Source organism: Thiorhodovibrio frisius, from assembly GCF_033954835.1.
Classification (GTDB): domain Bacteria; phylum Pseudomonadota; class Gammaproteobacteria; order Chromatiales; family Chromatiaceae; genus Thiorhodovibrio; species Thiorhodovibrio frisius.
The window spans coordinates 1,215,393-1,240,494 of record NZ_CP121471.1; the positions used below are offsets into that span (position 1 = coordinate 1,215,393).

12 protein-coding genes and 1 pseudogene are annotated in these 25,102 nt (G+C 62.8%); 3 read left to right on the plus strand and 10 right to left on the minus strand.

From position 1 onward, the window contains the following. Window positions 1-162 precede the first annotated feature (162 nt). The 6 genes and pseudogenes from Thiofri_RS05860 to Thiofri_RS05885 form a co-directional block, all read right to left on the minus strand. The gene (locus Thiofri_RS05860) at window positions 163-1,098 is read right to left on the minus strand and encodes a DUF3482 domain-containing protein (RefSeq protein WP_390166793.1); all 936 of its coding nucleotides are present in this window, start codon (window positions 1,096-1,098) and stop codon (window positions 163-165) included. A 267-nt stretch (window positions 1,099-1,365) separates the two neighbouring features. Further along, window positions 1,366-2,022 (minus strand): annotated as a pseudogene (locus Thiofri_RS05865) (hypothetical protein); the annotation flags it as partial. Between the two features lie 284 nt (window positions 2,023-2,306). Next, the gene (locus Thiofri_RS05870; protein WP_009150781.1) at window positions 2,307-5,648 is read right to left on the minus strand and encodes a DEAD/DEAH box helicase; all 3,342 of its coding nucleotides are present in this window, start codon (window positions 5,646-5,648) and stop codon (window positions 2,307-2,309) included. A 108-nt stretch (window positions 5,649-5,756) separates the two neighbouring features. After that, complete coding sequence (locus tag Thiofri_RS05875) at window positions 5,757-6,077, minus strand: hypothetical protein (RefSeq protein ID WP_009150782.1); 321 nt, start codon at window positions 6,075-6,077, stop codon at window positions 5,757-5,759. Continuing rightward, window positions 6,074-7,009: a GGDEF domain-containing response regulator gene (locus Thiofri_RS05880; protein ID WP_009150783.1), complete on the minus strand. Its 936-nt coding sequence runs from the start codon at window positions 7,007-7,009 to the stop codon at window positions 6,074-6,076. Before Thiofri_RS05880 ends, Thiofri_RS05875 begins: the two co-directional genes overlap by 4 nt. Before the next feature lie 65 nt (window positions 7,010-7,074). Next, complete coding sequence (locus tag Thiofri_RS05885; RefSeq protein ID WP_009150784.1) at window positions 7,075-10,677, minus strand: response regulator; 3,603 nt, start codon at window positions 10,675-10,677, stop codon at window positions 7,075-7,077. 363 nt (window positions 10,678-11,040) lie between these two features. Here Thiofri_RS05885 and Thiofri_RS05890 point away from each other — a divergent pair, with 363 nt between their 5' ends. Together Thiofri_RS05890 and ubiG are read left to right on the plus strand one after the other, a co-directional pair. Beyond that, entirely contained in the window at window positions 11,041-11,712 is a 672-nt protein-coding gene (locus tag Thiofri_RS05890) for a peroxiredoxin family protein (protein ID WP_009150786.1), read from the plus strand. A gap of 117 nt (window positions 11,713-11,829) precedes the next feature. Next, entirely contained in the window at window positions 11,830-12,576 is a 747-nt protein-coding gene (gene ubiG, locus Thiofri_RS05895) for a bifunctional 2-polyprenyl-6-hydroxyphenol methylase/3-demethylubiquinol 3-O-methyltransferase UbiG (RefSeq protein ID WP_009150787.1), read from the plus strand. Between the two features lie 73 nt (window positions 12,577-12,649). Here the strand turns inward: ubiG and Thiofri_RS05900 are convergent, their stop codons facing one another. Next, a complete protein-coding gene (locus Thiofri_RS05900; protein WP_009150788.1) occupies window positions 12,650-13,153 on the minus strand; it encodes a DUF2939 domain-containing protein in 504 nt (167 codons plus the stop codon). A 146-nt stretch (window positions 13,154-13,299) separates the two neighbouring features. On the opposite strand from Thiofri_RS05900, the gene Thiofri_RS05905 reads away from it, so the two are divergent. Next, a complete protein-coding gene (locus Thiofri_RS05905) occupies window positions 13,300-14,550 on the plus strand; it encodes a multifunctional CCA addition/repair protein (RefSeq protein ID WP_009150789.1) in 1,251 nt (416 codons plus the stop codon). Here Thiofri_RS05905 and Thiofri_RS05910 read toward each other — a convergent pair. Genes Thiofri_RS05910 through Thiofri_RS05920 form a run of 3 tightly spaced genes read right to left on the minus strand, consistent with a single transcriptional unit; the run spans window position 14,547 to window position 24,958 of the window. Continuing rightward, complete coding sequence (locus Thiofri_RS05910; protein WP_040858166.1) at window positions 14,547-16,178, minus strand: RNA-binding domain-containing protein; 1,632 nt, start codon at window positions 16,176-16,178, stop codon at window positions 14,547-14,549. The genes Thiofri_RS05905 and Thiofri_RS05910 overlap by 4 nt on opposite strands. Before the next feature lie 56 nt (window positions 16,179-16,234). Further along, on the minus strand, window positions 16,235-17,542 hold the full coding sequence (locus Thiofri_RS05915) for an aromatic amino acid transport family protein (RefSeq protein ID WP_009150791.1): 1,308 nt from the start codon (window positions 17,540-17,542) through the stop codon (window positions 16,235-16,237). Window positions 17,543-17,596: 54 nt separating this feature from the next. Further along, window positions 17,597-24,958, minus strand: a complete 7,362-nt coding sequence (locus Thiofri_RS05920; protein WP_009150792.1) for a non-ribosomal peptide synthetase — start codon at window positions 24,956-24,958, stop codon at window positions 17,597-17,599. Window positions 24,959-25,102: the final 144 nt, after the last annotated feature.

Below are 25,102 nucleotides of genomic sequence, written 5' to 3' on the forward strand. Positions count from 1 at the left end.
CAGGCTCGGTATGCTGGCCTGCTAATACGGGCCTGCGATTGCCTAGCTTGTGAATATGGCGCCTTTGCCGCTCTTGCCCAATAGCTTAGAGCAGTAGTTTGACAAAAAGTATACTGTTTTTGTGACAACCGTATGACTTTTTTGTTGCCCTCAGGTCGGCGCTCAAAGCTCCGCGCGACTGTCGATCTCGCTTGCTGACAATCCTTGCAGTAACTCGGCGAGAATCAAGCGGCTGTCGTCTTCGAACTTGCTTTCTTTGGCTTTGGGCACGTCGCCAAAGAACTTGGCCAGCGTTTTGAGCTGATCCTGGGAAAGTTCTTCAGTATAGCCGCGCTTGCGCTTTGCCAGCCGGTCAGGAACCCGATTGGGGGCGCTGTCATCCGCGGCCTTGCGACCGTGTGACCAGTTCATCGCGCGGGCGCAGTAAAGCAGGATGCGATCGAGGAGAATGAAAGGAAAACGCTGATTGCTGACCGGCCCGAGCGAGAAGCGCTCGACGCCAAGGGTGCGCTGGATGTCGACCTTGGCTAGCGCCGCGCCGCCAAGTGCGCCGAGCACGCTGCCGGCTGCGGCGCCCAGCAAGAGTCCGGCGCCTAGGCTGCCGCCAGCCAGGGACAGGTCGATGCCGACGCCGGTGGTCGCTCCGGCTGCGGCTCCCGCCAACGCCATCTGCACGCGATTGAGTCCCAGCGCCCTGCCGACTTCGTCGGAGAAAAGGTCTTTTTGCAGCAGGGAATCCGCCGGTAGATTCCAGACGTTGTGGCGAAAATGGCTGCGGATCTGGGCTTGTGCCTCGACCTCAAGCTTGCGCAGTCCGTCCTGGAAAGTTTTCTGCAAGCTTTGCTGAATTTCGCGCCGGTCCGCGTCTGACTGCAGATCGCTGACGCGCACCACGCGGTTGATGCGAAACGTCAGGGCTTCCCGCAGGAGGCCGATGATGGTGGTGACGCTGGAGTCAATGCGCCGCTCCCAGTCGTGGCTGAAGGCCTCGATGGTCTCCTCAAGCTGCGGTTCCCAGCGCTGATCGATGCTCTTCAAGGCATTGAGCAGTTTGATGCGCTCGGCATAGGTGGCGCGGTGGGCGTTGAACTCGCGCACCGAGTTAAATGCCTTGCTCAGCGAGTATAGGAAGCATAAACGCCCTGTTCCCCAGGTCGTCCAAGTATCAATCGGTCGTTTGGCGGCTGTCAACGCTGCTTTCGAGGGAATATCGACCTGAGTCCCAGCCTCCCGCGCCGGGAAATTGTCCGTCAGTGGGGCGAGTTGGGGCGGATTCTGCCGGTTAAGGCGAGCGCTGCCCTAGCTTGGCCTTTCCGGGTTGGCGCCGGTGATGTGGGGCGGGTGGTGGGCTGGTGGTAGGTTCGATCAGAACCAACGCGCCTGCGGTGGCGCCCGACACGGCGGAACCGGGCGGGTTCGGCGGAAGCGTTTTTGCTGTCGATGTGGGTGAGAATCTTCTGGATCACCGCAAGGTCTTCGATGCAGGCGATGATCCGCAGCACGCCGGCGCAGGCCGCACAGGTCTCGATGTCGATGCCGAAGACGCGTTTGAGGCGCTGCGACCAGGTCATTGCTGAGATGTAGCGGCACAGCCGTTCTAGCTTTTGGCGTTGACGGGCCTTGGCCGCGACGCCAGCATGCAGGGAGAATCCGGACACCTGACCCACCGGGTCATCGAACGCCTTCCCGCTGTCTGGCAGAGTTTGCAGCGTGAACACCTTCCGACCCGCCTGTGGGCCGACGGCAATTCGATAGGTGATCGAGTGGCCGATCAGCTGGTCCATCGGCCCGGCCTCCAGGCCATCGCCGGTCAGATAGCTGATCTGCGCGTAACGCTCCAGCAAGCAGTCCCTGGCGTTGCAGAAAGCACCCGACCCGTTCGGCGATGGTATGCGTCAGCTCGGTGAGTTCAGCGGTGGTCGGGGCTTTCACCGGGCGAAACCGCTGGAGCCTTCCATCGGCCCCGACTGCGTGGGTGACATGATCGGCGCCCCCAGAAGACTGTGTATATATATAGTCTAGCGCCGGATACATGGCTGGGAAGGCCAGATCGGTACGTTGTGACTCGGACCTCGAAGACGCGCAGGTTGGGTCGGAAACTGGCACGGCAAGCGTATGATTCGGTACGGCTATGTCCGTTCATGGCCGTGAACGACCCCATTCAAAGTCCGATGCGCACTACTTCATCCACGCTGATGTGAGATTGGCGCCGGTCGCAGAGGCCGGTGGTGCGGGCGCTCTCATGGTTGGTCATCTGTTGGGCGACGTCGAGCTGACCGCCGTTGGGCAGATGGTTCTGATCCCGGCTATTTCTCGCCCTCTGCAATGGGCGCGAACAGCATGTCGAGATCGGCCGCGCTCAGGCTGGAGGTGGCGGCGGCACCGCCGGTCAGCATGGCGTCGGCCAGGGCCTGCTTGCGTGCTTGTAGCTCGGCGACTTTTTGCTCCACTGTGCCTTCGGTGAGCAATTTATAGACGAATACGGGCTTGTCCTGGCCGATGCGATGGGCGCGGTCGGTGGCCTGGCGCTCGGCGGCGGGGTTCCACCAGGGGTCGTAGTGGATGACGGTGTCGGCAGCGGTCAGGTTGAGGCCGCTGCCGCCGGCTTTCAGGCTGATCAGAAACACCGGCACCTCGCCGGACTGGAAGCGATCGACCAGTACATCGCGATTCTTGGTGCGGCCGGTGAGCTTCACATAGTCCTGCTCCGGGCGCATTTTTTGGCGGGTTTTGAGTTCGCCTTCGATCAGATCCAGCATGCTGGCGAACTGGGAGAAGAGCAGAATGCGCCGGCCCTCCTCGCGCAGATCGGCCAGGAGTTCCAGCAGCATTTCGAGTTTGGCCGATTCCTTGACCTTTTTTGCGCTCTCAAGCGACAACAGCCGCGGATCGCAGCAGACCTGGCGCAGTTTCAGCAGGGCATCGAGAATTACAATGCCACTGCGCGACAGGCCCTTGCGCTCGACCTCCTTGCGCACCCGCTCGTGCATGGCCAAGCGCAGAGTCTCGTAGAGATCGCGCTGGGCGCCGCCGAGCGGTACTTCGCGCAGGATCTCGGTCTTGGGCGGCAGCTCGGGGGCGACTTCCTCCTTGGTGCGGCGCAGCATGAAAGGGGCGATGCGCCGGCGCAGTTGTTCCGCGCGCGGCTGGTCGTTGAACTTTTCAATCGGGTTGCGGAACAGCCGCTTGAAGCGGCGATCATCGCCGAGCAGGCCGGGCATTAAGAAGTCGATCAGCGCCCAGAGTTCGCCCAAGTGATTCTCCAGTGGCGTGCCGGTCAGGCACAGCCGATGGCGGGCGTTGATGATGCGCACCGCCTCGGCCGCCTTGCTGCGCGGGTTCTTGACCGCTTGGGCTTCATCGAGAATCAGCAGGTGGTATTGATGCGCGGCCAGTTCTTGATAATCGCGCGGCAGCAAGGGATAGGTGGTCAACACCAAATCATGCGCGGGAATTTCGGGGAAACGCGCGCGCCTGTCCGCGCCCTGTAGTAACAGGACTTTCAGCTCGGGCGTGAAGCGCTCGGCCTCGCGGCGCCAGTTGAACATCAGGCTGGTGGGGGCAACCACCAGACTCGGGAGGTCGGCGCGACCGGCGGTTTTCTCGACCAGCAGATGGGTCAGGCATTGGATGGTTTTGCCCAGGCCCATGTCGTCGGCCAGCACGCCGCCAAGCTCGAAGTCGCGCAGGAATTGCAGCCAGTCGAGCCCCTTGCGCTGATAGGGGCGCAGTTCGGCATTCAGACTTGCCGGTGGCTCAACCGGCGCGATGCCCTCGAAATCCCGCAGTCGCTTGCCCCATTCGAGCGCTTTTTCGGCGCCGGACCAGCGCGTGTCGGGTAGCGCTTGGGCGAGCTGGGCCAGCTCGCCGCGCTGGCTGTGCGCCAGGCGCAGGCGCCCGTCCTTGTCGAGCGGCTTGTCGTCGTAGAGCTCGATCAGGGTTGTTAGCAGTGGCCGCACGCGCTCAAGCGGCATCATGGCGTAGCGCCCGTCGGGGAGCTTGATTGGTAGCTTGGCATCGTCTTCGGTGGCGGCCAGGGCCTCGGCGCTGAAGCGGTCGCGATAGTTGTGCATCAGCTCGACCAGCAGCGGTAGCAGGTCGACGCGTTGGCCTTCGACTTCGACCCCAAGCGACAGGCTGAACCAGGCGTCCTGAGCCTCGTCTTCCACCTGGAACTCCCAGTCGTCGATGTCGGCGAGTTGGTAGCGGAAGTTCGGGTTGATGATGATGTCCCAGCCTTTCTCGCGCAGTCTGGGCAGGCCGTAAGCCATGAATTGCAGCCAGTCGCTGTCTGGATCGCTCAGGAATAGGCGGCCGTGGGTGTGGTATTCAAAGCTGAAACCGAGCGCGCTGAGTTCCAGGCTGGCGCGGCGCTCGCGCTCCCGGTCGCGCGGGCATTCCACCACGACGCCATCGCGCACGTCCTCGACCATGGGTAGGGGGTTGTCGAGCGGGATCAGGCGTTTGCCATAACGGAAGCTTAAAGATGCGCCATCGACCCAGGTGGGATATTCCTGCATACCCCAATGGCGCAGCTCGCGCGCGACTTCGCGGTGCTCGCTCCAGAGTTCCAGTGTTGGCACGGGTTTGATATCAGTCACGCGCTCGCGCTCAACTGCCGGAGGCAGCGGCAGCTTGAGTTTGGGCAGGCGGTCGTTCAGGCGCTGGCGCAGCGGCTCGGCGGCGCTGCTTGGCACGGCGGGGGCCTGCACCAGCAGGGTGGCGGTGGCCGGGTCGAGGTCGGTCTCGAGCAGGCCGCAGTGCCCGTTGTTCGGATCGAGCCAGCAGGGCGGCTCGCAGGGGAGCAGCAGGGTGTCGGGTGGGCCGCCGTCGAGGTGGATGTTGAGGGTAGCGTCGCCCTGGAGTTGCCAGCGGAATGCGCCGCGCAGTGGCGGCTGCCATTTCAGGGGCTGGTCGCCGGATTCCCAGTAGGCGCGTCCGCTGAGTGCGAGCTGGTGCAGCAGATCGGCGCTGCCGGGGCCGACAATGCGCAGGCGGTGGCGATTGGTTGGACCACCGCGCGAGCTGGTGACGCTCTCGGTCAGGGCCATGATGCGCTGATCGGTGGGGGTGATGAAGCCTGCCTGCGAGCGCCCGAGCAGGGAAAATGGCTCGCGTTTGCCAAAACCGCCGTCGCTCAAGCAGCGGGTTTTTTGGCCTGTCAGAAATAGCATGCGACGGTGATGCTCGGTCGCCATTTCGATTTGAAACAGCAGGCAATAGTTATCGTCTTTGGTTAGGTGCTGCTGAAGCTGCTCGGCGCCAGCCAGCCAGTTGAGCAGCTCGCGCGGCAGAGGAGCGGCCGCACTGCCGGGCAGAACGCCTTGTCCGTCCTGGGCATCGGCAGTGCCTTCGCGCAGGCGCTTTTCGGCTGCGAACAGCAAGGCGACGATATGCTTGCAGTTGTGGCCAAGCGGGCAGGAGCATTGCCCGGTGAGTTCCAACACGCCAATTCTCGGCTGGGAGATCTGCACCAGGGTCGCGTAAACCTGATTGCCAGAACCCCGCACCCGGCCGTTCAGCATGCTGCGTTCAGAGTCGATGTTCAGGCTCTGGACGCGGCCGTTGCGAAAATAACGTACGCCGCGTTCAAAGCTTCTGAGGTCGAACTGATTCTGAAAGGTGTTGACGAGGTCGGTTGGGATCACGGTATTTTTGGCGGCTCAGGCTGCGGCAAACCCCTAAATATACCGGTTTTGGCGCTGACGTTGAACGTGGATGCCGGATTTGCGCTGTGGCGGGTTGGCTCCAGGCATTCAGCGGTTCGTCGAGGGGATCCAGATTTCCCGCACCTGGCCACGGGCGCTCAGCATGCGTACCCAGTAGCCATCGGGCTGCTGGCGGATGCTGATGACATGGCCGCCGGTTTGCTCCCAGGCGCGCTGGGCAGCCTGGTCGGCGGTCAGGCTGGGAGCTGGGTGTCTGGCTGGTCTTTGGGCGCGAGGGGACTCTTCTGCCGGTGCGACCGCGCTTGCGCAGTTGAAGGCGGGTAGCGCAAGCGCGGTCAGGGCGAGCAGCCTCAGGCTGGTGTGGCCGACGCCATGCCATACTATTTGCTTCGCTTTGGCTGCGCTCATGAGTCAGGGTCGATCTGCTCAATGCGGTGGCGGCCAGCGCCTTTGGCCGCGTACAAAGCGCGGTCGGCCAGTTCCACCAGTGCTGCATTGGTGTGCGAGGATTGGCCGGACGGATGCGGGTGGAAGGTGACCAGGCCGATGCTGATGGTGACATGGGCATCGACTGGCGAATGCTCGTGCACAATGGCCAGGGCATCGACTGCGTCGCTGATGTCTTGGGCGATGGCGGTGGCCTGTTCGGCGTCGGCGTGCGGCAGCACGACCATGAATTCCTCACCGCCGTAGCGGGCGATGAAATCTCCCGAGCGGCGCAGCACGTTGCTCGCAGCGTGCGCGATCTGGCGCAGACACTGATCACCCTTGCCGTGGCCGTAGTTGTCATTGAATGGCTTGAAGTGGTCCACGTCGAACAGCAGCAGCGACAGCGGCTGACCGGTGCGCTGGGCACGACGCCATTCCTCGTCCAGGGTCTGCTCGAAGCGGCGCCGGTTGGGGATTTCTGTCAGGGCGTCGATAAAGGCGTAGGTTTCGAGCAATTCGTATTTGTTTTTGAGGTCGAGATGCAGCGCGACCCTGGCCTTGACCACCGGCGGATGGAAGGGTTTGGTGATGTAATCCACGGCGCCGCTGGCAAAGCCTTTGGCTGCGTCCATCACTTCGGATACGGCGGTGACGAAGATCACCGGGATGCGCTTGGTGGCATCGTCGTTTTTCAGGGCGGCGCACACCTGGTAGCCGTCCATCTCTGGCATCAGGATGTCGAGCAGAATCAGGTCGGGCTGCGGATCGGTGCGCGCGAGCTTGAGCGCGCGCTCCGGCGTGGTGGCGGCGCTGACGCGATAGTCACCGCGAAAGAGTTCCATCAGCAGCTCGATATTCTCTTTGGTGTCGTCGACGATCAGAATCTTGTGGCGGCGTTCGGCGGTGTTCATGGGCGATGGGGCGGCGTTTGGATGTCAGGTGGAATAGTGACTCGATGCTTTGGGGTGCGAGGTGATCATTGGCTTTCTGGCGGGGGGAGTTCGGCCAGGCATTGCTGTACCAGTTCGATGGCGGTTTCGATATCGAAGTCGTCGATGGCGGTGGCGATCGGTGCGTGGCGATTGTCGGCGCTGCCATCGGTGACGGACCATGTTAGCAGGGTCTCGCGCAGTGTTTCGAGGGTGTCGCCTGCGGCACCGAGGTCGTCGTCGAGCTGGCTGGCCAGTTGTTGCAGCAGTTCCCGAGTGGCGGCGGGGTCCAGCGCCGATTCGGGGTTGGCGGGAGCTAGTGTCTGGGCGGTGGCGGCAGCCTCTGGTGCCTTGATGAGCGGGCGCAAGCCCTCAATCACCTGGGTAAATTGCTGGCTGAATGCCTGCCAGGTTGCATCTTCCGCGGCGGCGCTGCCTTGCTCGACCACAGCGGCCTCCAGGGCCAGGGCGGCCTGATGCAAGGACTCGGCACCCAGATTGCCGGCCATGCCTTTGATGCTATGAACCCGCCGGCGTGCGTCCTCGCTCTGTCCGGCCTGGAGCGCGGCGGTGATTTCGGGCAGGCTGTGTTGATTGCTGGCGAAGAAGCTGCGCAGGATTTTCAGATAAAGCTTGCGGTTGTTGTTGGCGCGCGCGAGTCCGCCCTGGAGGTCGATGCCGGGCAGGGGGTGCTGATCGAGTTCGGGGGCTTCCGGGTTTGCAGCCGGTGCGGGCGTTGCTTGATCGGTTGCGGTCGGCTCTGGTGCGGGCTGCGCGCCCTCTGGCTGCAGCCAGCGTTCGAGTGCGCCGAATAGCTGTGCCGGGTCAATGGGTTTGCTCAGATAATCGTCCATGCCGGCGGCCAGGCAGCGCTCCATGTCGCCCTTGAGCGCGTGGGCGGTCATGGCAATGATGGGCAGGTGGCGATCAGGGAATTCGGCGCGGATGCGGCGGGTGGCTTCCAGTCCGTCCAGCTCGGGCATTTGGATGTCCATCAGTACCGCGTTGTAGGTGTTCTCGCGCACCTTGTTCAGCGCTTCCAGGCCATTTTCGGCAATGTCGGTGTCGAGTCTGGCGGCTTCGAGCCATTCCAACGCGACCAGCCGGTTCATCTCGATATCTTCGACCAGCAGCACGCGCTGGCCGCTGAGATCCGGAGGCTGGCGGTCGCTGGCTTCGGCCAGCAGCACCGGACGGGTGCTGGCGGCGGCGTCCTGATGGCCGAACAGGGACACAATGGTGTCGAACAGGAAGGACTGATTGACCGGCTTGTGCAGGAAGGCGTCCAGTACCGAGCGTTCGGATTGTTGCAACAGGTCCTCGCGTGCATAGGCGGAGATCATGCATACCATCGGGGTGTGCGGCAGCTTGAGGTCCTGGCGGATGCGCACGGCGGTTTCCAGCCCATTGAGGCCGGGCATTTTCCAGTCGAGCAGCACCAGATCGAAGCTCTGCGCTGGGTCGGCCAACTGGTTGAGCGCCTCTTCGCCGGAGGCGACCGCCACCGCTCGCATGTGGAAGGATTCGATCTGGGCGACCAGCATCTCGCGCGAGGTGGCGTTGTCCTCCACCACCAGCACCCGCAAGCCGCGCAGGTCGGCTGGGGTGCGCAGTGGCGAAGCGGCGCGGTTCGGCTGGCGCCGCAGGCACGCAGTGGCGGTGAAGGTGCTGCCCTGGCCGGGGACGCTCGCGACTGTCACATCCCCACCCATCAGATGCGCGAGCCGCCGGCAGATGGCTAGCCCTAGTCCGGTGCCGCCATGACGGCGGGTGACCGAGCCGTCGGCTTGGGCGAAGGCCTCGAAGATAGCATCGAGTCGCTCGGGGGCGATGCCGGGGCCGGTATCGCGGACCTGCAGACGCAGCTTGACGGTGTCTGGGGCCTCCTCGCTGCCTGGCGTGCCGCTGGTTTGGGCAAGATCAGCGGTGATCTGCACCTCGCCCTGCTGGGTAAATTTAAGCGCATTGCCGGTCAGGTTGATCAGGATCTGACTCAGCCGGGTCGGGTCGCCAATGAGTTCCGTCGGGGTACCGGGTGCGATGGCGACGACTAACTCGACGCCCTTCTCGTGCGCGCGGTAGGCGAACATCTCGCTCAGATTGGCTATCAACTCATGGAGCGAGAAATCGGTCTGTTCAATCTCCAGATGTCCGGCTTCGATCTTGGAAAAATCGAGGATGTCGTTGATGACCGCGAGCAGACTTTTGGAGGCGAGTTTCGTCTTGGTCAGGAACTCCCGCTGGCGTTCTTCAAGGGTGCCGCGCAGCAGCAGGTCTGTCAGCCCCATGATGGCATTGAGTGGGGTGCGAATTTCGTGGCTCATGTTGGCGAGAAAACCGCTCTTGGCCGCGTTCGCCGCTTCGGCCGCCTGGCGTGCCTGCTCGGCCTGCTGGCGCTCGCGGCGCGCGGTGACATCAATCAGCATGCCCTCGATGGTGTCGGGGTGGTGGCCCGCGCGCAGGCTGATCTCGGCCCAGAAGTGGTGGCCGTCACGGCGTTTGAGTTCGACCTCTCTGGCATCGACGCGCGCGTCTCGGCGCATGTGCGCGATCAATTCTTCCCGCGTTGCCGGGTCCACATAAACATCGGTAGCGATGTTGCGCACCTGCGCCTGCAGGGCCTCGAGTGACGGATAGCCTAGTAACTCAAGCAGCGCCGGGTTGGCGTTCAGGAAGTGCCCGTCGGTGGTGGTCTGGAAGATGCCCTCGACCGCGTTGTCAAACAGGCCGCGATATTGATTCAGTAACTCGGTGCGGCGCGCGTGGCTCTCGGCCAGGCTGTCAGCCATGCGGTCGAAGGCATCCGCCAGTCGGCCGATTTCATCGGGTCTGTTGCTGTTGATGCGCACGCTGAGATCGTCCTCGCCGACCAGGGCGACACCGTGCTCAAGCTGGGCGATGGGGCGGGCGATGGCGCGACCGACCAGGTAACCGATCAGCAGAACCAAGGGCACCGATAGCAGGAAAATTCCGCCGGCAATCAGGGTCAGTCGTTGCTCGTAGGCTTTGACGGTGGCGGCGGAGATGTCGATGCCGAGCAAGGCCACGCGCGCGCCTTCGCTATTGCGGATGGGTGCATAGCCGGATAGCCAGGTGCCCCATTGGTCGCTGTAGAAATCGCTCTCGGTCAGCGGGCTGTCCAGGGTGGCGAAGTGCTTGGCAAGCGCCTCGCCAGGCTCCTCGTAGACATCGCCCAGCGCAGCCAGATTGGCGGGATCTTCCTCGGCATCGACCACGAACTCGATGCCGCTATTGGCCCCGCGGCGCATGCTGTACACCTCGCCGATGTCTGCGTCCGAATCGCGGATGCCCTGGAGGATGGCTTTGATTTGCAGATAATCCGGCGCCTGCATGCCTGCCTCCGTGGTGATGGCGGCATGCCGGTCGCCGTCGATGGCCAGGGTGCCGATTTGGGCGAGATCGAGCAGCCGTTGGCGCAGATCGTCGCGCACCTGGTCGCGCGCCACTTGCAACAGCGTCAGCGTGGTAAAGGCCGAGACAAAGAGCGCGATGCCGAAAAACAGCAGCGTCAGGCGCGTCTGCAGGCCGAGGGTACGGTGCCTGCTAACCGCCGCAGCCGGTTTGGGTGGGGGCGGTGTCTTGGCGGCGGCGTCGGGATGAGATTGGGGTTGGAAATTGGGATCGCTCAAGGCTTGGCCTATCGGTCAGGGAGATGCATGGCGAATGCTGAACCACGATTGTCTGGGTCTGGGTCTGGGTCTGGGTGTGGGTCTGGGTGTGGGTGTGGTCAGGGTCCAAGGGCAAAGCTTAGCGCACCCGGCCCAGAACGAGCCGAAATCTTAATGGGTTTCGGTATAGCATCTATCGCAGCGATTGCGGCATTGTTGCGATCCGCTGCCTCGGGGTTAGAATGCGGGCATTGCTCGGGGAGTGATGCCCGAACTCGCGATCAGCGGGTGGGCGATGGTTCGGGTTGCCTTGGATCATACAAGTGTATCCTTCGGGGTGGTCGGGGCCATGAATGTCAGATGCCATGGTTTGGAGTTAAGCGCATGCGTTGGAAAAATCTGGTGGCTCTTTTTCGTCCGCGTTTCGCGCGCGCATGGTTACCGCTGAATGCGACGGTCAGGCTGTTTGGCCTGCTGCTGGTCATCCTTCCTTTCGCTGTTTTGGCTGAGGGCGATCTGCTCGATCCCATGCCAGAGGCGCCCCCAGCGCCGGCATTCGATCTGCAAACGCCAGATGGCACCCGGGTCGCGCTCGCTGACCTGGGCGGCGAGATCGTCGTGGTCAACTTTTGGGCGACCTGGTGTCCACCCTGCCGCGCCGAGATGCCGGCAATGGAACGCGCATGGCAGGGGCTGCGCGATAAGGGCGTGCGCTTTGTTGCCATTAATGTCGACGAAGACAGTGATACTGTGGCTGCCTTTGCTGAGAGCACGGGGGTGAGTTTTCCGCTGCTGCTCGATCCGGGCGGCAAGGTCACTCAGGCTTGGCCACTGCGCGGTTTGCCGACCACCTTCGTGGTGGATGCGGATGGGAATTTGCGTTTGCTTGCACTGGGCGAACGGGACTGGGACGCGCAGCCCATCATGCAGCAGATCTTGTCGCTGGCAGCGGGTAGTTCGCCACCCGCTCAGACGGCTCCAACATCCACACCAGTGTCCGTGCCAGCTCCCGCACCAGCGTCCGTCGAAAAGCCCGCAACTCAGACGGGCTGGTGAGCCTTTCGATGCTTCGGCGCCAAACGCAAATGGTTGATCTTTAATCCCTGCATTTGCACTCGCACCCGGTATCCATTATTCCGGTTTTCTTCCCAACTCTTGCCATCCAATACCGCCATGTCGAGCCAAAATCCGCAAGCACCCAGTATCGACCCGCGCGAAGTCGCGCACTTCGAGAGCCTGGCGCACCGTTGGTGGGACGAGCAGGGGCCCTTCTGGCCATTGCATCGGCTCAACAGCTTCCGCGCCGACTATGTTCGCCAGCAGGCATGTTCAGCCCTCGGCCGGCCGGTTGGGGGTGAGCAGCCCTTCGCCGGACTCAAGGTGCTGGACATCGGTTGCGGCGGTGGCATCCTGAGTGAATCCGTTGCCCGGCTGGGCGCGCGCGTACAGGGCATCGACATCGCCGAGAAGAACATCCATGTCTCGCGCATTCATGCCGAGTGGAGCCAGTTGGATATCGACTATCGCCTGACCACGGTGGAGGAACTCTCCGCCAGCCGAGCCCAGTTCGATCTGGTGCTAAATATGGAAGTGGTCGAGCATGTCGAGCGCCTGCCCGAGTTCCTCGGCCATTGTGCGCGCTTGGTGCGCCCCGGCGGTGTCATGGTAGTGGCCACCATCAACCGCACCCTGGTGGCCTGGCTGACTGCCATCATCGGGGCCGAGTGGGTGTTGCGCTGGTTGCCCAAGGGCACCCACCATTTCCGCAAGCTGGTCAAGCCAAAGGAAGTGATCACGGGCCTTGGGTCTCAGTTTCGCGTGCTTGATCGCACTGGCGTGCGCGTCAATCCCTTTAACCGTAGTTTCCATGACACCCCTTACATGGGGGTGAACTACATGATGGTGTTTGAGCGCGCCTGACCTGATTTGTGACCTGATACCTGATTTGGTCTTGGTCCGATACCTGACCAGCTAGAGGTCAAGCGGATCGGCGCTAACGCGCGATATCCGTCAACTGCCAGCGGTAACCTTCAAGCTTCAGCACCAAGTGGGTGGGATTGGCGCCCAACTTGCCGAGGCGAATCACAAAGCGGTTCCAGGACTCGAAAAAGGCAAAATCGACAGCGGCGAGGAAGGAATCGGTTTTCCCGGGGGGCGCCGCGCGCTGCATGGCCTCGCGGATGCTGGTGCGGACCCAATCGGGCGTGATGGCTTGATTGAGCGCGCTGTCGCCCAGGTGCTGAAGATTCTTCGACAGCCAGCCGATAATCTCATCACTGTCCCCACCGCTTGGCAGCCAGGTATCAACCCTGTTGCCAAGCCGACTCTTGTATTGTGCCTGAATGGCCGGCAGGTCGACTAGTGGTGTCAGGGCCTGAACGGATGCTTGGGCATTCGGCTCGGCCAGCGCGCCATTGAGGCGAAAGACCGTCACATAGGGCCAGAGCGCATAGAGCAGAACAACAACAATGACGAGATTACGAGCGATTTTCAGCATGAGTCTAGCCCTAGAGGAGATGCCATGGACGCCGTCTGGCGCTGCATTCTTGTGCGATTCTACCCGCACTGTCGCGACTTGCCGAGTCTGGCACAGGGTCTGGTCCGCGTGCTTTTGAATGCACCGCTAACCTTGAAGGGGCTGAGATGACTGCCGAGGGTGAACAGATTCCAGGCGCGCGCACTTATCTGGTTGGCGGAGCCGTGCGCGACGGACTGCTGGGCTTGCCAGTGCGCGAGCGGGATTTTGTGGTGGTCGGCAGCGATGTCGCGACTATGATCGACCAGGGCTTTACTCAGGTTGGCAAGGATTTTCCGGTCTTTCTCCACCCCGAGACCAAAGAGGAGTATGCACTCGCGCGCACCGAGCGCAAGAGCGCGCCCGGCTATCACGGCTTTGTGGTGCATGCCGACCCTCTGGTAACACTCGAAGAGGACCTCGCCCGCCGTGACCTGACCATCAATGCCCTCGCCCAGGACGCCGAGGGTCGCATCATTGATCCTTTCGGCGGTCAGGCCGATCTTCACGCGCGCCTGCTGCGCCATGTCTCCCCGGCCTTTGCCGAAGACCCGGTGCGCATTCTGCGCGTGGCGCGCTTTGCCGCCCGCTTCGATGCGCTCGGGTTTGGCACCGCACCCGAGACGGCGGCGCTGATGCGCGAGATGGTCGCCGCCGGCGAGGTCGATGCGCTCGTCCCCGATCGCGTTTGGCAGGAACTGAGCCGCGCCTTGGGCGAAGCACGCCCGTCGCGGTTTTTCGAGGAACTGCGCCACTGCGGAGCACTGAAGATTTTGCTGCCGGAACTCGAGCGCCTCTGGGGCGTCCCCCAGCCCGAGCAATGGCATCCGGAAGTTGATACCGGTGTTCACGTCATGATGGTGCTTGATCAATGCGCGCGTCTGTCTGATGAGCCCGAGGTGCGTTTCGCTGCCCTCTGTCACGACCTCGGTAAGGGCACCACGCCGGGCGATGTGCTGCCCAGCCATCACGGGCATGAAGAACGCAGCGTCGAACTGCTCGGGCAGGTCTGTCAGCGCCTGCCGGTGCCGACCCGCTTCAGTGAACTGGCGCGGGTGGTGGCGCGTTATCACGGCAAAGTGCACAAGGTCGATGAACTGCGCGCCAGCACCATTCTGGGCGTCTTTGAGGGCGCGGATTTGTTTCGCCGCCCGGAACGCTTCGAGCGGCTGCTGATTGCCTGCGAGGCTGACTTTCGCGGTCGCCTTGGCTTCGAGGATCGCGACTATCCTCAAGGCGCAACCTGGCGGCGACTGGCTCAAGCCTGCGCTGCGGTCGACTCGGGCGCTATCGCGCGCGCGAGCGAGCCCACTCGCATCCGCGAGTCGGTGCGGCTGGCGCGACTTGAGGCGGTCAAGGCGGCGCTTGGCGCCGACTAATACCGCCCGGCGATATAGGTCAGGGCCTTACTGATCGGCAACTCGATATTTGACGGGCCGTTGCGGATCAAAAAAGACTCGGCGCCCTTGTGGTGCACAAAGGTCGGAATATCTGCCGGCTGGCATTCCACCGCAGCGACAGTTTTGTCTTCAATTCGGTAGAGTTGAAGCGCGATAAAGCGGGCGTATTCCGCGCCCAGATGGCTGTTGACCAGGTTCTTGAAATGCAGTTGGCATTTGTCATCATTGGCGAAGCCGTCAGCATCCAGCCCAAGTAGTTCGCCGTCATCGGCTACGCCAATGAGCAGCAGGCCGCCCTCGGTATTCAGAAAGGCGGCCACGCCTTTGAGCCAGGCGAGTTCAATCTCCTTGCCCGCCTTGCCTGTATGTAGGTTCATCCGCATAGTGGATTTGAACTCGACGTATGTGCTCTCACCACGGCTGATTAAGGCGCGAATGTCCGCTTCCGGGTCACGCGGATCGATTCCGCGTTTGGGCAGTTCGCGCAGCTGATGGCTGTATTTGCGCACCAGCAGCGCGGCCAGCCCGACGCCCAGGGCGACGATGCCAAGCGCGGTGAGCGCCAGCAGGTACCAGCGGCTTTGCAGCATGTCCAGGGTGGCGGACAGGGGGATGGCCACGCCAATCCAGGCGCCATCAGCCTCGCCGGTCAGCGGCAGAAAACCGCCCCACCAAAGGTGCCCGCCGCTGCTGAACCGAACCAGCTGCTGATCCGGTCGCCCGGCGGCACGCCAGGCGGCAATGGCGTTGAAACGCAGCAGTCCGCCGTGGTGGGTCTCGGCCGAGAAGAACCTCTGTTGCTGGGCAGATGATTGGTCATCATCAAAATCCGTGTAAAGACCCCCTTGGCCGTCGAAGAGAAAGCCCGTACCCGAATCCAGCGGGAGCCCGTTGATGGTGTCGAGAATGCGTGCCAGAGTGACATCCAGGCCCAGTACTTGAAGGGCATCGCCATGCCGCCAGGCGCTGGACACCGTCAGGCCGGGCTCGTCGAGAGACTCAAAGCGATAGGGTGGGCTCCAGGCGAGAGTGTCCTCATCGCTCTGGCTTTGCTCGAGCTCCTCCTGGGCGTCTTTGAACCAGGGCCGCTCGCGCGGGTCGTAGTTCAGCTGTGCCGTCTTGCTTTGCCCCAGATCATCCAGCCCGTTCCAGCGGATGAACTCGAACTTGGCGGCACTGCCCTGACCACGCAGGCGCGTCAGCCAGCCCTTGCCATCGCGGCGCAGAAAATACTCTTCGCCCTGATTGTTAGCAAAGGCAATGCCGGCAATTTGCGGGATGTGATTGAGCGAGGGTATTAGCTGCGCGTTTAGGGTTCGCGCGGCTGCCTGGGTTTGCGGTGGCGGGTCGCCGGCGTCGTGCAAGCGGTCGCGGATAATCAGCAATTGCTGCTGCACCGGCGTCAGCAGGGCGCGCACCTCATCGCGCACCAGCGCCTTAGCGCTGTCGATCCGCGCTGCGGCGATGTCATGTTGAATATCTTTGATCAGCAGCGCACTGGCGGCGATCAAAATGCCAAGGGTGACGGCAAGCAACAGCAGCAGGTCGCGGAACAACCGGCTGCGCACGGGCGTGGGTGAGGTTTTGAGCAGAGAAAAGGTTTTCATTTGCAAGCGATTCATTGCGCGCGGCCGGCGCGGTTTATCCGTTGTCGGGACGCGCATTATTGCAAGGCGCCCTTGAGCCAGTTGCCGAGATCATAGGAGAACAGGATCAGCACACCAAACAGCAGCACGAAAAGCGAGCCTGGCCGCAGCAGCAGGCCAGGACCGCGCGCACGCGCGAGAACGGCAAGCGGCAGCAGAAAGATGAAGATGCCAACCAAAGGCGAGATGAGCTTACCGAAGGTTTTGACAATCGAGGGGTTGGCAATGGTCATCAACCAGGCAGATCCGAGCACCAGGGTGAGCAGCAGCCATTCGGTCCAGCGGTGGGCAGCGCTTGCCGTGGTGCTTTGACTCGGCAGCAGGCGCCGGATCAGTTCTCGGACTGCGTCGCGCACGGCGAGAAAGACACCGACGAAGGAGGTAAAAAGCGCGCACAAACCAAGCAGTGTCCCGATCTCGGCCAGCACCGGGGAGATGCCCGGCTTGCCGCTTAGCATGCTGAGTCCATTCAGATTGGAGGCCATGGCTGAAGCGAGTTCCGGCGGCGTCAATGCGAGCACGCAGGAGATGACGAAAAAAATCACGAAGAGCATCAGCAGGGCCGAGGTCACCAGCACCACCCGTTTGAGCCTGGTTTCAGCGCCTTCGGGCCAGAGCGGGTGCGACTGCTTGAGTGCCATGACCATGGAGGACATGGCCGGAAAGAAAATTAGGGAAAAGGTCAGGATGGGCAAGACCAGCAGCATGTCGGCGATTAGCGCAAGCGGGCTGATGGCGAGCGAAAACGGTGACAGATCCCAGAATGGGATCAAATACAGCGACAGGCCAAAAAGCGCGACGATCAACAGGCCAGAGGCCAGTGTCATCAGGCGGAGCAGGGTCTGCTGGCCGATCAGGTAAATGAGCGCGAACGCAAGCAGAATGCCGAGGCTGAGAAAGGGCTTCTGGGACCAGTCGGTGGCGGTCCAGCCCTGCTGGTGGAGATAGTCGCCGAGGTTGGCATTGAGGCCAATCGCATAGGAGACCAGTACCGCCTGGAAAGTGAGCAGAAAGAGCAGCAGAATGATCCAATCCAGCCCGCGCCCGAGATAGCGTCCGGCGACTCCGGAGTAATCCAACTCGCCGTTGCCGAGCATTAGCATGTCCAGTACCCGGCGGTGCGCCAGGTAAAGCAGCGGAAAAATCAGGGCCGACAGCAGAATGAGCGCCCACAGGCTGCCGGTGCCGGCCTGCAAGGGCAGATAGAGAATGCCGGCGCCGATGGCGGTGCCGAAGAGCGCCAACATCCAGGTGATTTCGCTGAAGGGTGCGCTGCGGACCCCGGCTGCTTCTGCTGCGCCCGGCGCTGCTGGTGATTTGCGCATGAACTGCTCTCCTGAAGTGCTCCCCTGAAATGCTACCCAGGCTCCGTTGACCGCCTAGTCTGCGCCACTGCGAACAATCCATCCAGATCGCTCGAGATAGCTGGCATAAAGCGGGATGAGCGCGTCATAGTCGGCATCAAGCGACGCGCCAGCCGCCTGGAGTGCCGCCAGCGTCTGTTGTTGCTCCGTGGGTGGCGCTTCGCCAGACAGGTCGCCGGTGTAGAAGTCCTTGATTTGGCTCAGCGCGTTGTCCGGGGCCAGGTGACTGAGGCGCTTCTGCCACGCGGTCGCTGGCTCCGCCTGGGCTGGATAACCAGCGGCAGACAGCTGAGCGAAGAAATCGCCCAACGATAGGCTGGTCGGATTGGCCAGGTTGGCCACCAGCAGCCTGCTTTGGGACTCGGGCGGCTCTGGCGCACGGGTGGCCAAGGCGGCGATGGCAGCGGCTAGGTGATCGACTGGCATCATCTCGATAGGCATGGGGATATCCGGGTAGGCGCCGAGTTGCAGGCAGCCCTTGGTGAAGCGCCAGAAGTGGTTGTTGTGATAGTTGCTGTAGCCGCTCGCACTGCTGCCGGTGATATTGCCTGGCCGAGCGATGACGGCAGGCAGGCCGAATTTGCGCACCGCACGGGCGATGCGCTGCTCGCCGACCCATTTGGTCAGGATATAGCCGTTATCCACCGCCGGCGCGTTGGGCAGGACATCCTCGGCAATCCGATCAACATCGGTCAGTGAGGCACCGACGGTGATGGTCGAGACATAGCAGAAGGGTTTCTGCCGACCGCTCAGGGCGAGCGCCAGCAGCGCCTCGGTGCCGCCGACGTTGATCGGCTTCATGGTCGCATAGCTGTAGAGATGATGGACGAAGGCGCCGCAGTGGAGGATGGCGTCGATGTCGCTCGCCAGGCGCGCATGCGCCTCGTCGCTCAAACCGAGTCCGGGTTCGCCCAGATCGCCTGGGACGATGATGACGCGAGCAAAATCCGGATCGACGCCAGCCTCGGCGGCCTGCTTGCGCAAGGCGGCCAGACCTGCGGCCTTGTTATCGCAGCGCAACAGGCAGTGGACATGCTCGCAGCGCCGGGTCAGCTCTGCAAGCAGGAAGATACCGAGGAAGCCGCGCGCGCCGGTCAGCAGGATGGACTGCGGCGCAGCCATTGGGTCCTGGGGATGCTGCGCCGGTTCGGCTACGAGGAGTTCAGCCTCGGCATCGGCAACAGCCTGAGCGATGAAGTCCTGCTGCTGACCAGCCGCCAGCGCGGCGATGGTTGGCGCGCGGTAGAAATCACTGATGCTGAACTCGAGCCCCAGCTTTTTCTCAACTGCCGCCTGCATGCGCACCGCCAGCAGCGAGTTGCCGCCGACGTTGAAGAAACTGTCATCGCGATCAATGCCGTGGTAATGCAGCAGGTCTTCCCAGATGTCGGCGATCTGCCGCTCCGCCCCCTCCTGCGGAGGATTTTGGCTTTCCTTGCCAGCGACCGCTGGCAGTGCCTTGCGATCGATCTTGCCGCTTGGCGAGACGGGCAGGGCAGACAATCGCACAAAGAACGACGGAATCATGTAATCAGGCAAGAATTCGCCAGCATGCTTGCGCAAGGCCGACTCGCAGAGATCACTGTCAGCCAGATAGTAGGCCGCAAGATAACGGTTCTCGCCCTCGCCCTTGGCCGCGCAGACCACCTGCTTGATGCCGGGGAAGCTCGCGAGACTGTTTTCGATCTCGCCGAGTTCGATGCGGAAGCCGCGCACCTTGATCTGCGCGTCATTGCGACCGAAAAACTCGATGGTGCCATCGGGCAAAAAGCGGCCAAGATCGCCAGTCAGATACATGCGCGCATAGGGCGAGCCACCGAAGGGGTCGAGCACGAAGCGCTCGACGGTCAGATCGTCGCGGTTCAGATAACCGCGCGCGAGCCCCTCGCCGCCAATGCAGATTTCGCCAACCGCGCCCTGGGGCACCGGCTGATGGTCGCGGTCGAGCAGATAGAGTCGATAACCCGGCAGCGGACGGCCGATGATGCGCGCATTGGCGCCTGGCGCGATCTCGCCGAGCGAGGCCATTACTGTGGTCTCGGTCGGCCCGTACATGCTTAGGAATCGAGTTTGGCGCGACCACCAGTCGGCGGTCTGCTGGTCGATCACATCACCGCCGAAGCCGAGCATGCGCAATGCTGGCAGCGGCTCGTGCGGCAGGTTCCTTAGTACCACGGGAGACATGATGGTATGTGTGACGCCGAGCTCTCCGATGGTGCGATGCAGCAGCGCCGGCTCCTTGCGCGCATCCTCAGGCACCACGGCTAGCGTGTGGCCATTGAGCAGGGCCGGGAAGATCTCGAGCACGCTGGCATCGAAATTCATCGAGGCGATTAAGGCGACAACGCTGCCCGCCTCGAGCTGCATCGCAGCGGCGGCGCTGACGGCAAAATGCACCAGGTTGTGCTGCTCGATCATCACCCCCTTGGGCTGACCGGTGGAGCCGGAGGTGTGAATGATGTAGGCCAGGGTTTCTGGGCCGACCTTTGGCTGCTCGCCCGCGCTTGGGGCGAGATCCTGATCCGGATCGAAAAAGCGCAGGCCCCCCAGTCCTATCTCAGTCAGCGCCTCGCGGCTCGGGGCATCGGCGGCGACATGGGTCACGCCGGCATTCTCGGCGAAGAAGCGCAGCCGCTCCGGCGGGTAGCTGGGGTCGAGCGGCACATAGGCGCAACCGGCCTTGAGGATGCCAAGCAGGGTGGCGACCAAGGTGTCGCTCTTGTGCATGCTGAGTCCAACACGGCTGCCGGGCGCCAGGCGCCGCAGCAGGCCAGAGGCGATGCGATCACTCAACTCGGCGAGCGCCTGGTAGCTGAGTGAGCGCCCTTCGAACAGCACGGCTGGCGCCTCGGGTGCGCGCGCTGCGACACTGGCAAAGCGCGCAGGGATCGTGGAGGGCGGCAGCTCTAGCCGTGGCCCACAGGCAAACCCCATGAAGCGGCTGAGATCGGCGTCGGACTGATACGCCAACTCATTGACCCGACTTTGGGGCGCGCGCGCCGCTGCTTCCACCAGACTTTGATAGGTGTCGAGAAAGCCGCTGACGGTCTCTGGGTGAAAGCGCGAGCTGTCGTATTCCAGCCGGCCCTCAATGGCGCCGTCGAGACTTTGATAAAAAATCCCGGTCAGATCGGCCTTGGCGGTGGCTGCCGGCAGCTCATCGGCCTTGAAGCCCACCTCGCCGAAGCTTCCCTCCAGGCCAATGCCGCTTTGCAGACTGAAGATCAGGTTTAGGGATTCGAGCCCGGCGATTTCGGCGTCGTAAGGCGTGGCGAGCAAATGGTCCTTGTCATCCAGCATCTGCCGATGCACAGCCGTCGCCAGTTCACCGAATGACGCCCGCGGGTCGAGTGTCTGGCGCAGAAATCCCATGGTGACAAACATGCCGTAGATGTGCTCGGTGCCGGCGATGTCGCGCCCGGCGTAAGGGTAGGCACAGACCAGTTCGCGCTGGCCGGTCAGGCGCCAGATCCATACCAGGTAGAGAGCAAACAATAGCGGCGACATGGTGATCCCGGCCTCGTCGGCAAAGGCCTTCAGGGCGGCGACTGTCTCTGGCGCGAAGCGCAGCGCCAGTGCTTGATTCGTATCGGGCGATTCATTGGGATTGCCGGGATTTTGGTCGATGGGCAGTTCGGTATGCGCATCGGCCCCTCCGAGCTTGTGCTTCCAGTAAGCGATGGACTCGGCGAAGGGCGGACTCTTCGGCAAGCACCGCGACCAGTCGCAGTAATCGAAAATGTTCAGGCGCTCCGGCACCGGGTGGCGCAGGTAGCGCTCGCCCAGTTCATCAAGAAAGAGATTGAAGGACCAGCCGTCGAAAATCGCATGATGGATGCAGAACACAAGGCTACATGTGCCGGCGGTGCTGACATGCAACTCGGCCCGCCATAGGGGCGCGCTGTCGATGCCGAGGGGTTGGTGTCGCAGTGTCTCGGTGCGCGCGTGGATGCCTTCGTTGCTGCTGTCGTGCAGAGCCACTAGGGGCTGATCGTCCTTGGCCGCAGGCTCTGGAATCTGAATATAGAGTTGCCCATCCTGCTCGGCGAAGCAGGCGCGGAATACCGGATGCGCGGCCAGCAGCTCGGTGGTGGCGGTGCGCAGTTGCAGTGGATTGATCTCTGCGGAGAAATCAATCCGCACCACGATGTTGTAAGTGTTGTCCTCTGGCAGTCGCAGGGCACGGCTTTGAATCAGGCCAATGAGTCGGTTCAGCACCGGGGCTCTGGTCTTGCCGGTCGCCACCAGCGGCGGTAGTGGGTTGGCGTTGGCGCCTGCCGGGGCGCCGCGCAGCAGGTCGCAAAACTCTCCAAGCAGCGGGTGCTCAAATAGCTGCTTGGGGCGAATGTTGCTGCCCAGGGCTTCCGACAGGTGCAGGCAGACCTGCACCACCAGCAGCGAGTGGCCACCGAGGTGGAAGAAATGACTGTCTGGCGCGAACTTGGCCGGAGCCACCCCAAGCGCTTTTGACCATGTCTCGCGGACCAGGTGCTCGAGCGCGTCGACGTCCTGGCTGGCGGCGACGGTCGCGTCATCTGCGCCCGGCATCGGCAGGCGGGTGCGGTCGATCTTGCCGCTGATGTTGAGCGGGAAGGCCTCGAGCGGGATCAGATAGCTCGGCACCATGTAGCGCTGCAGCTTGGCTTCTAGTCGGGTGCGCAAGGCATCGGGCTTCAGCTCGGTACTGACATACCAGGCGATCAGCGCCTTGCTGCCCTGCACCTCGAAGGCGCCGACATAGACACCCGAGATCTCGGGCTGCTCGGCGATGGCATGCTCGATGTCGCCCAGCTCGATGCGAAAGCCGCGCACTTTCACTTGAAAGTCACTGCGCCCGAGAAACTCCAGCTCGCCATCGGGGCGGTAGCGCCCGAGATCCCCGGTGCGATACAGGCGCCCAGGGCCGAAGGGGTTGGGGATGAATTTCTTCGCCGTCAGCTCCGGTCGGCCGAGATAACCGCGCGCCACAGCCGCCCCGCCGATGCAGATTTCCCCAACGCCACCGAGCGGCGAGAGCTGGCCCCGTTCGTCGAGCAGATAGGTGTCATAGCCGCGCAGCGGGTGGCCGAGATTGTTGGCCGCCTTGTCGCCGCCCATGCGGTTGATGGTGGCCATCACCGTGGTTTCGGTCGGGCCATAGATGTTGGCCAGCTCGACGGTCTTCGACCAGAAATGCACCGTGTCCTCATCGGCGGCCTCGCCGCCGGAGAAGATGGCTATCAGATCCGGCAGCGGCCGTCGCGGCAGCAGCCGCAGCAGGGCCGGCGGCAGGAAGGCGTGGGTGACACGCTGCTCGCGCATCAGGGCTTCGATCGCCAGGGCGTCGGTGCGGGCGCTGCTTGGCACCACCACCAGCTCGCCACCATGGGTGAGCGGATTGAAGATTTCCAGCACGCTGGCATCGAAGTTGACTGAGGCGAATTGCATCCAGCGTGTCCCCGGCCCGCGATCCCAGATGCCTTCTAGTGCGGCGATGAAATGCGCCAGCATGCCGCGCTCAATGGCGACTCCCTTGGGCGTGCCGGTGGTGCCGGAGGTATAGATTACATAGGCGATCTGGCCGAGCGACTCAGGTGCGGCCGGTGTCAGATCCCGAGGCGGAGTGGCCAGCAACTGGTCGATATCGAGCACCGGGCAGTCGACAATGGGGTCGCCATCGGGTGGCGCGATGGTGGCGCGCGTTGCGGCATCCGTGATAACGGCGCCAAGCCCGGCATCGGCGGCGATGAAGCCGAGGCGCTCGGCCGGCATGCTCGGGTCGAGCGGCACATAGCCGGCATCGGCCCCGAGTACGCCAAAGATGGCCGCGATCATGCGCTCGCTGCGCTCCAGGCACAGGCCGATCAGCGGCTCGCGTGCTTCAATGTCCAGCGCGTCGAGCCCGGCGGCCACTGCACCGGCTGCTTGTGCCAGCGCCTGATAGCTCAGCACCCGCTCGCCAAAGCGCAGGGCGGGTGCCTCGGGCTGCTGGTTGCAGGTGGCGAGAAAGTGATTGAGTACATCCTCGGCGCGCACAACAGGTGGCTGACTCTGCGCCAGCCCGACTGCTTGCTGGCGCAGCGTCTCGGTGAACAGCATGGTCGTGGTCAGGGGACGATCGAGCTCATCCGGAAGATGCTCCAGTAGCACCAGGAAATGCGCTAGCGCCATTTTGAGACCAGGCAGATCCTGCGGCGCGCGCGCGAGCACGTTTAACTCCAGGGTGTCGCGCAGGTCGAAGTAAATAGCGATGTCTTCACTTTCCCATTGGTGGGACAGGGAGGACAGGAGGGTCACCGTCAGGCCCTCGAGTACCAGCTCTCCGTGGGGCAGCGGGTCCTCGTCGAAAAGCACATTGGTCGGTTTGAAGTCCGGGTCCGCTCGCTGTAACTCGCGCAGCACTTCGCGCATCGGCATATCGGAAAAGTGACTGGCCTGCATGAACAGCCGCGCTGCCCGGCGCAGGAAGCTTCCCAATGTCTGCTCGCCAGTTTGGTGACCGGCTTGGTCACCCGTCAGGTCACCAACCAGTAGGCTGCGGAAGAAGGCGACATTCTCATTGAACCCAATCTGCTCCGGCGCGCCGGTGCGCACGCGATGCCGGTAGGCGGTCAGCACGTTTTCCGAGCGCGTCAGCCGGAATAGAAACAGATGAAAGGCGAACACCAGCAGATGGTCGAGCCCGATGCCGAGATCGGTCGCCAACCGGCTCATCCGATCACGGGCCTGATAGGACAGCGTCAGGCTGAACAGGCTGTCGTCGAGATGGGCTTCCAGCGGTGGTGGGCGCCACTCAAAGGCCGTGTCGCGCAGTAGTCCGGTCCAGAAACGCAGGCTCTCCCCGTAGCGGTCCGGATCGGCGGTGCGAGCCGCTTCTTCGCTCAGCAGCAGGGGTTGGGGGAGGGCCAAGTCATCGGGCAGGGTCTCGCCGCGCCAAGCGGCGGATAGCGCGCGAAACAATGGCCGCAGCGAGAAGCGGTCAAGGATCAACGGATGGCAGACGAACACCAGATAGGCGGCTTTGGCTCCCTGCACCAGCGCGAACAAATAGGGTGTGCCACTGTTCAAGCGCAAGCGGCGGTTGAGCATGTTCTCGATCAGCGCGAAGGCCGCTGCCTCGCCACCGTCGGTTGCGATAATTTGCAGTCCGGGCTGGTCGCGCTCGGGCGCAGCTGCGGCTGCCTCCTTGGTGAGCAAAATGCGCGGGTGCCCGTCGATTTGTTCAACCCGGTAGCGAAAGGGCGGGCACTGTGCAATGACCCTTTGCACAGCCGTGGCCAGTCGTTCCTTGTCGACCTTCCCCTCCAGCCGAAACACCGCGCAGCGGTTGCCACCCTGGTCGCTCGATTCCAGCAGGGCCATTTGAGTCTCGGTGAGGTTGAAGGTATCGAAACGCATGGCTTATCCTCCTTTTGCACGCTTTGTGGCGCGCTCTGTTGCAGGTTTGTCTGAGGCTGTCGGCACCAAGTCGTTGCTGCGGGCTGGCAATCGCTAAGGATTCCGTGCAGCTTTGTGTTGAGATGCTTGTTTCCTGGCAGCAGG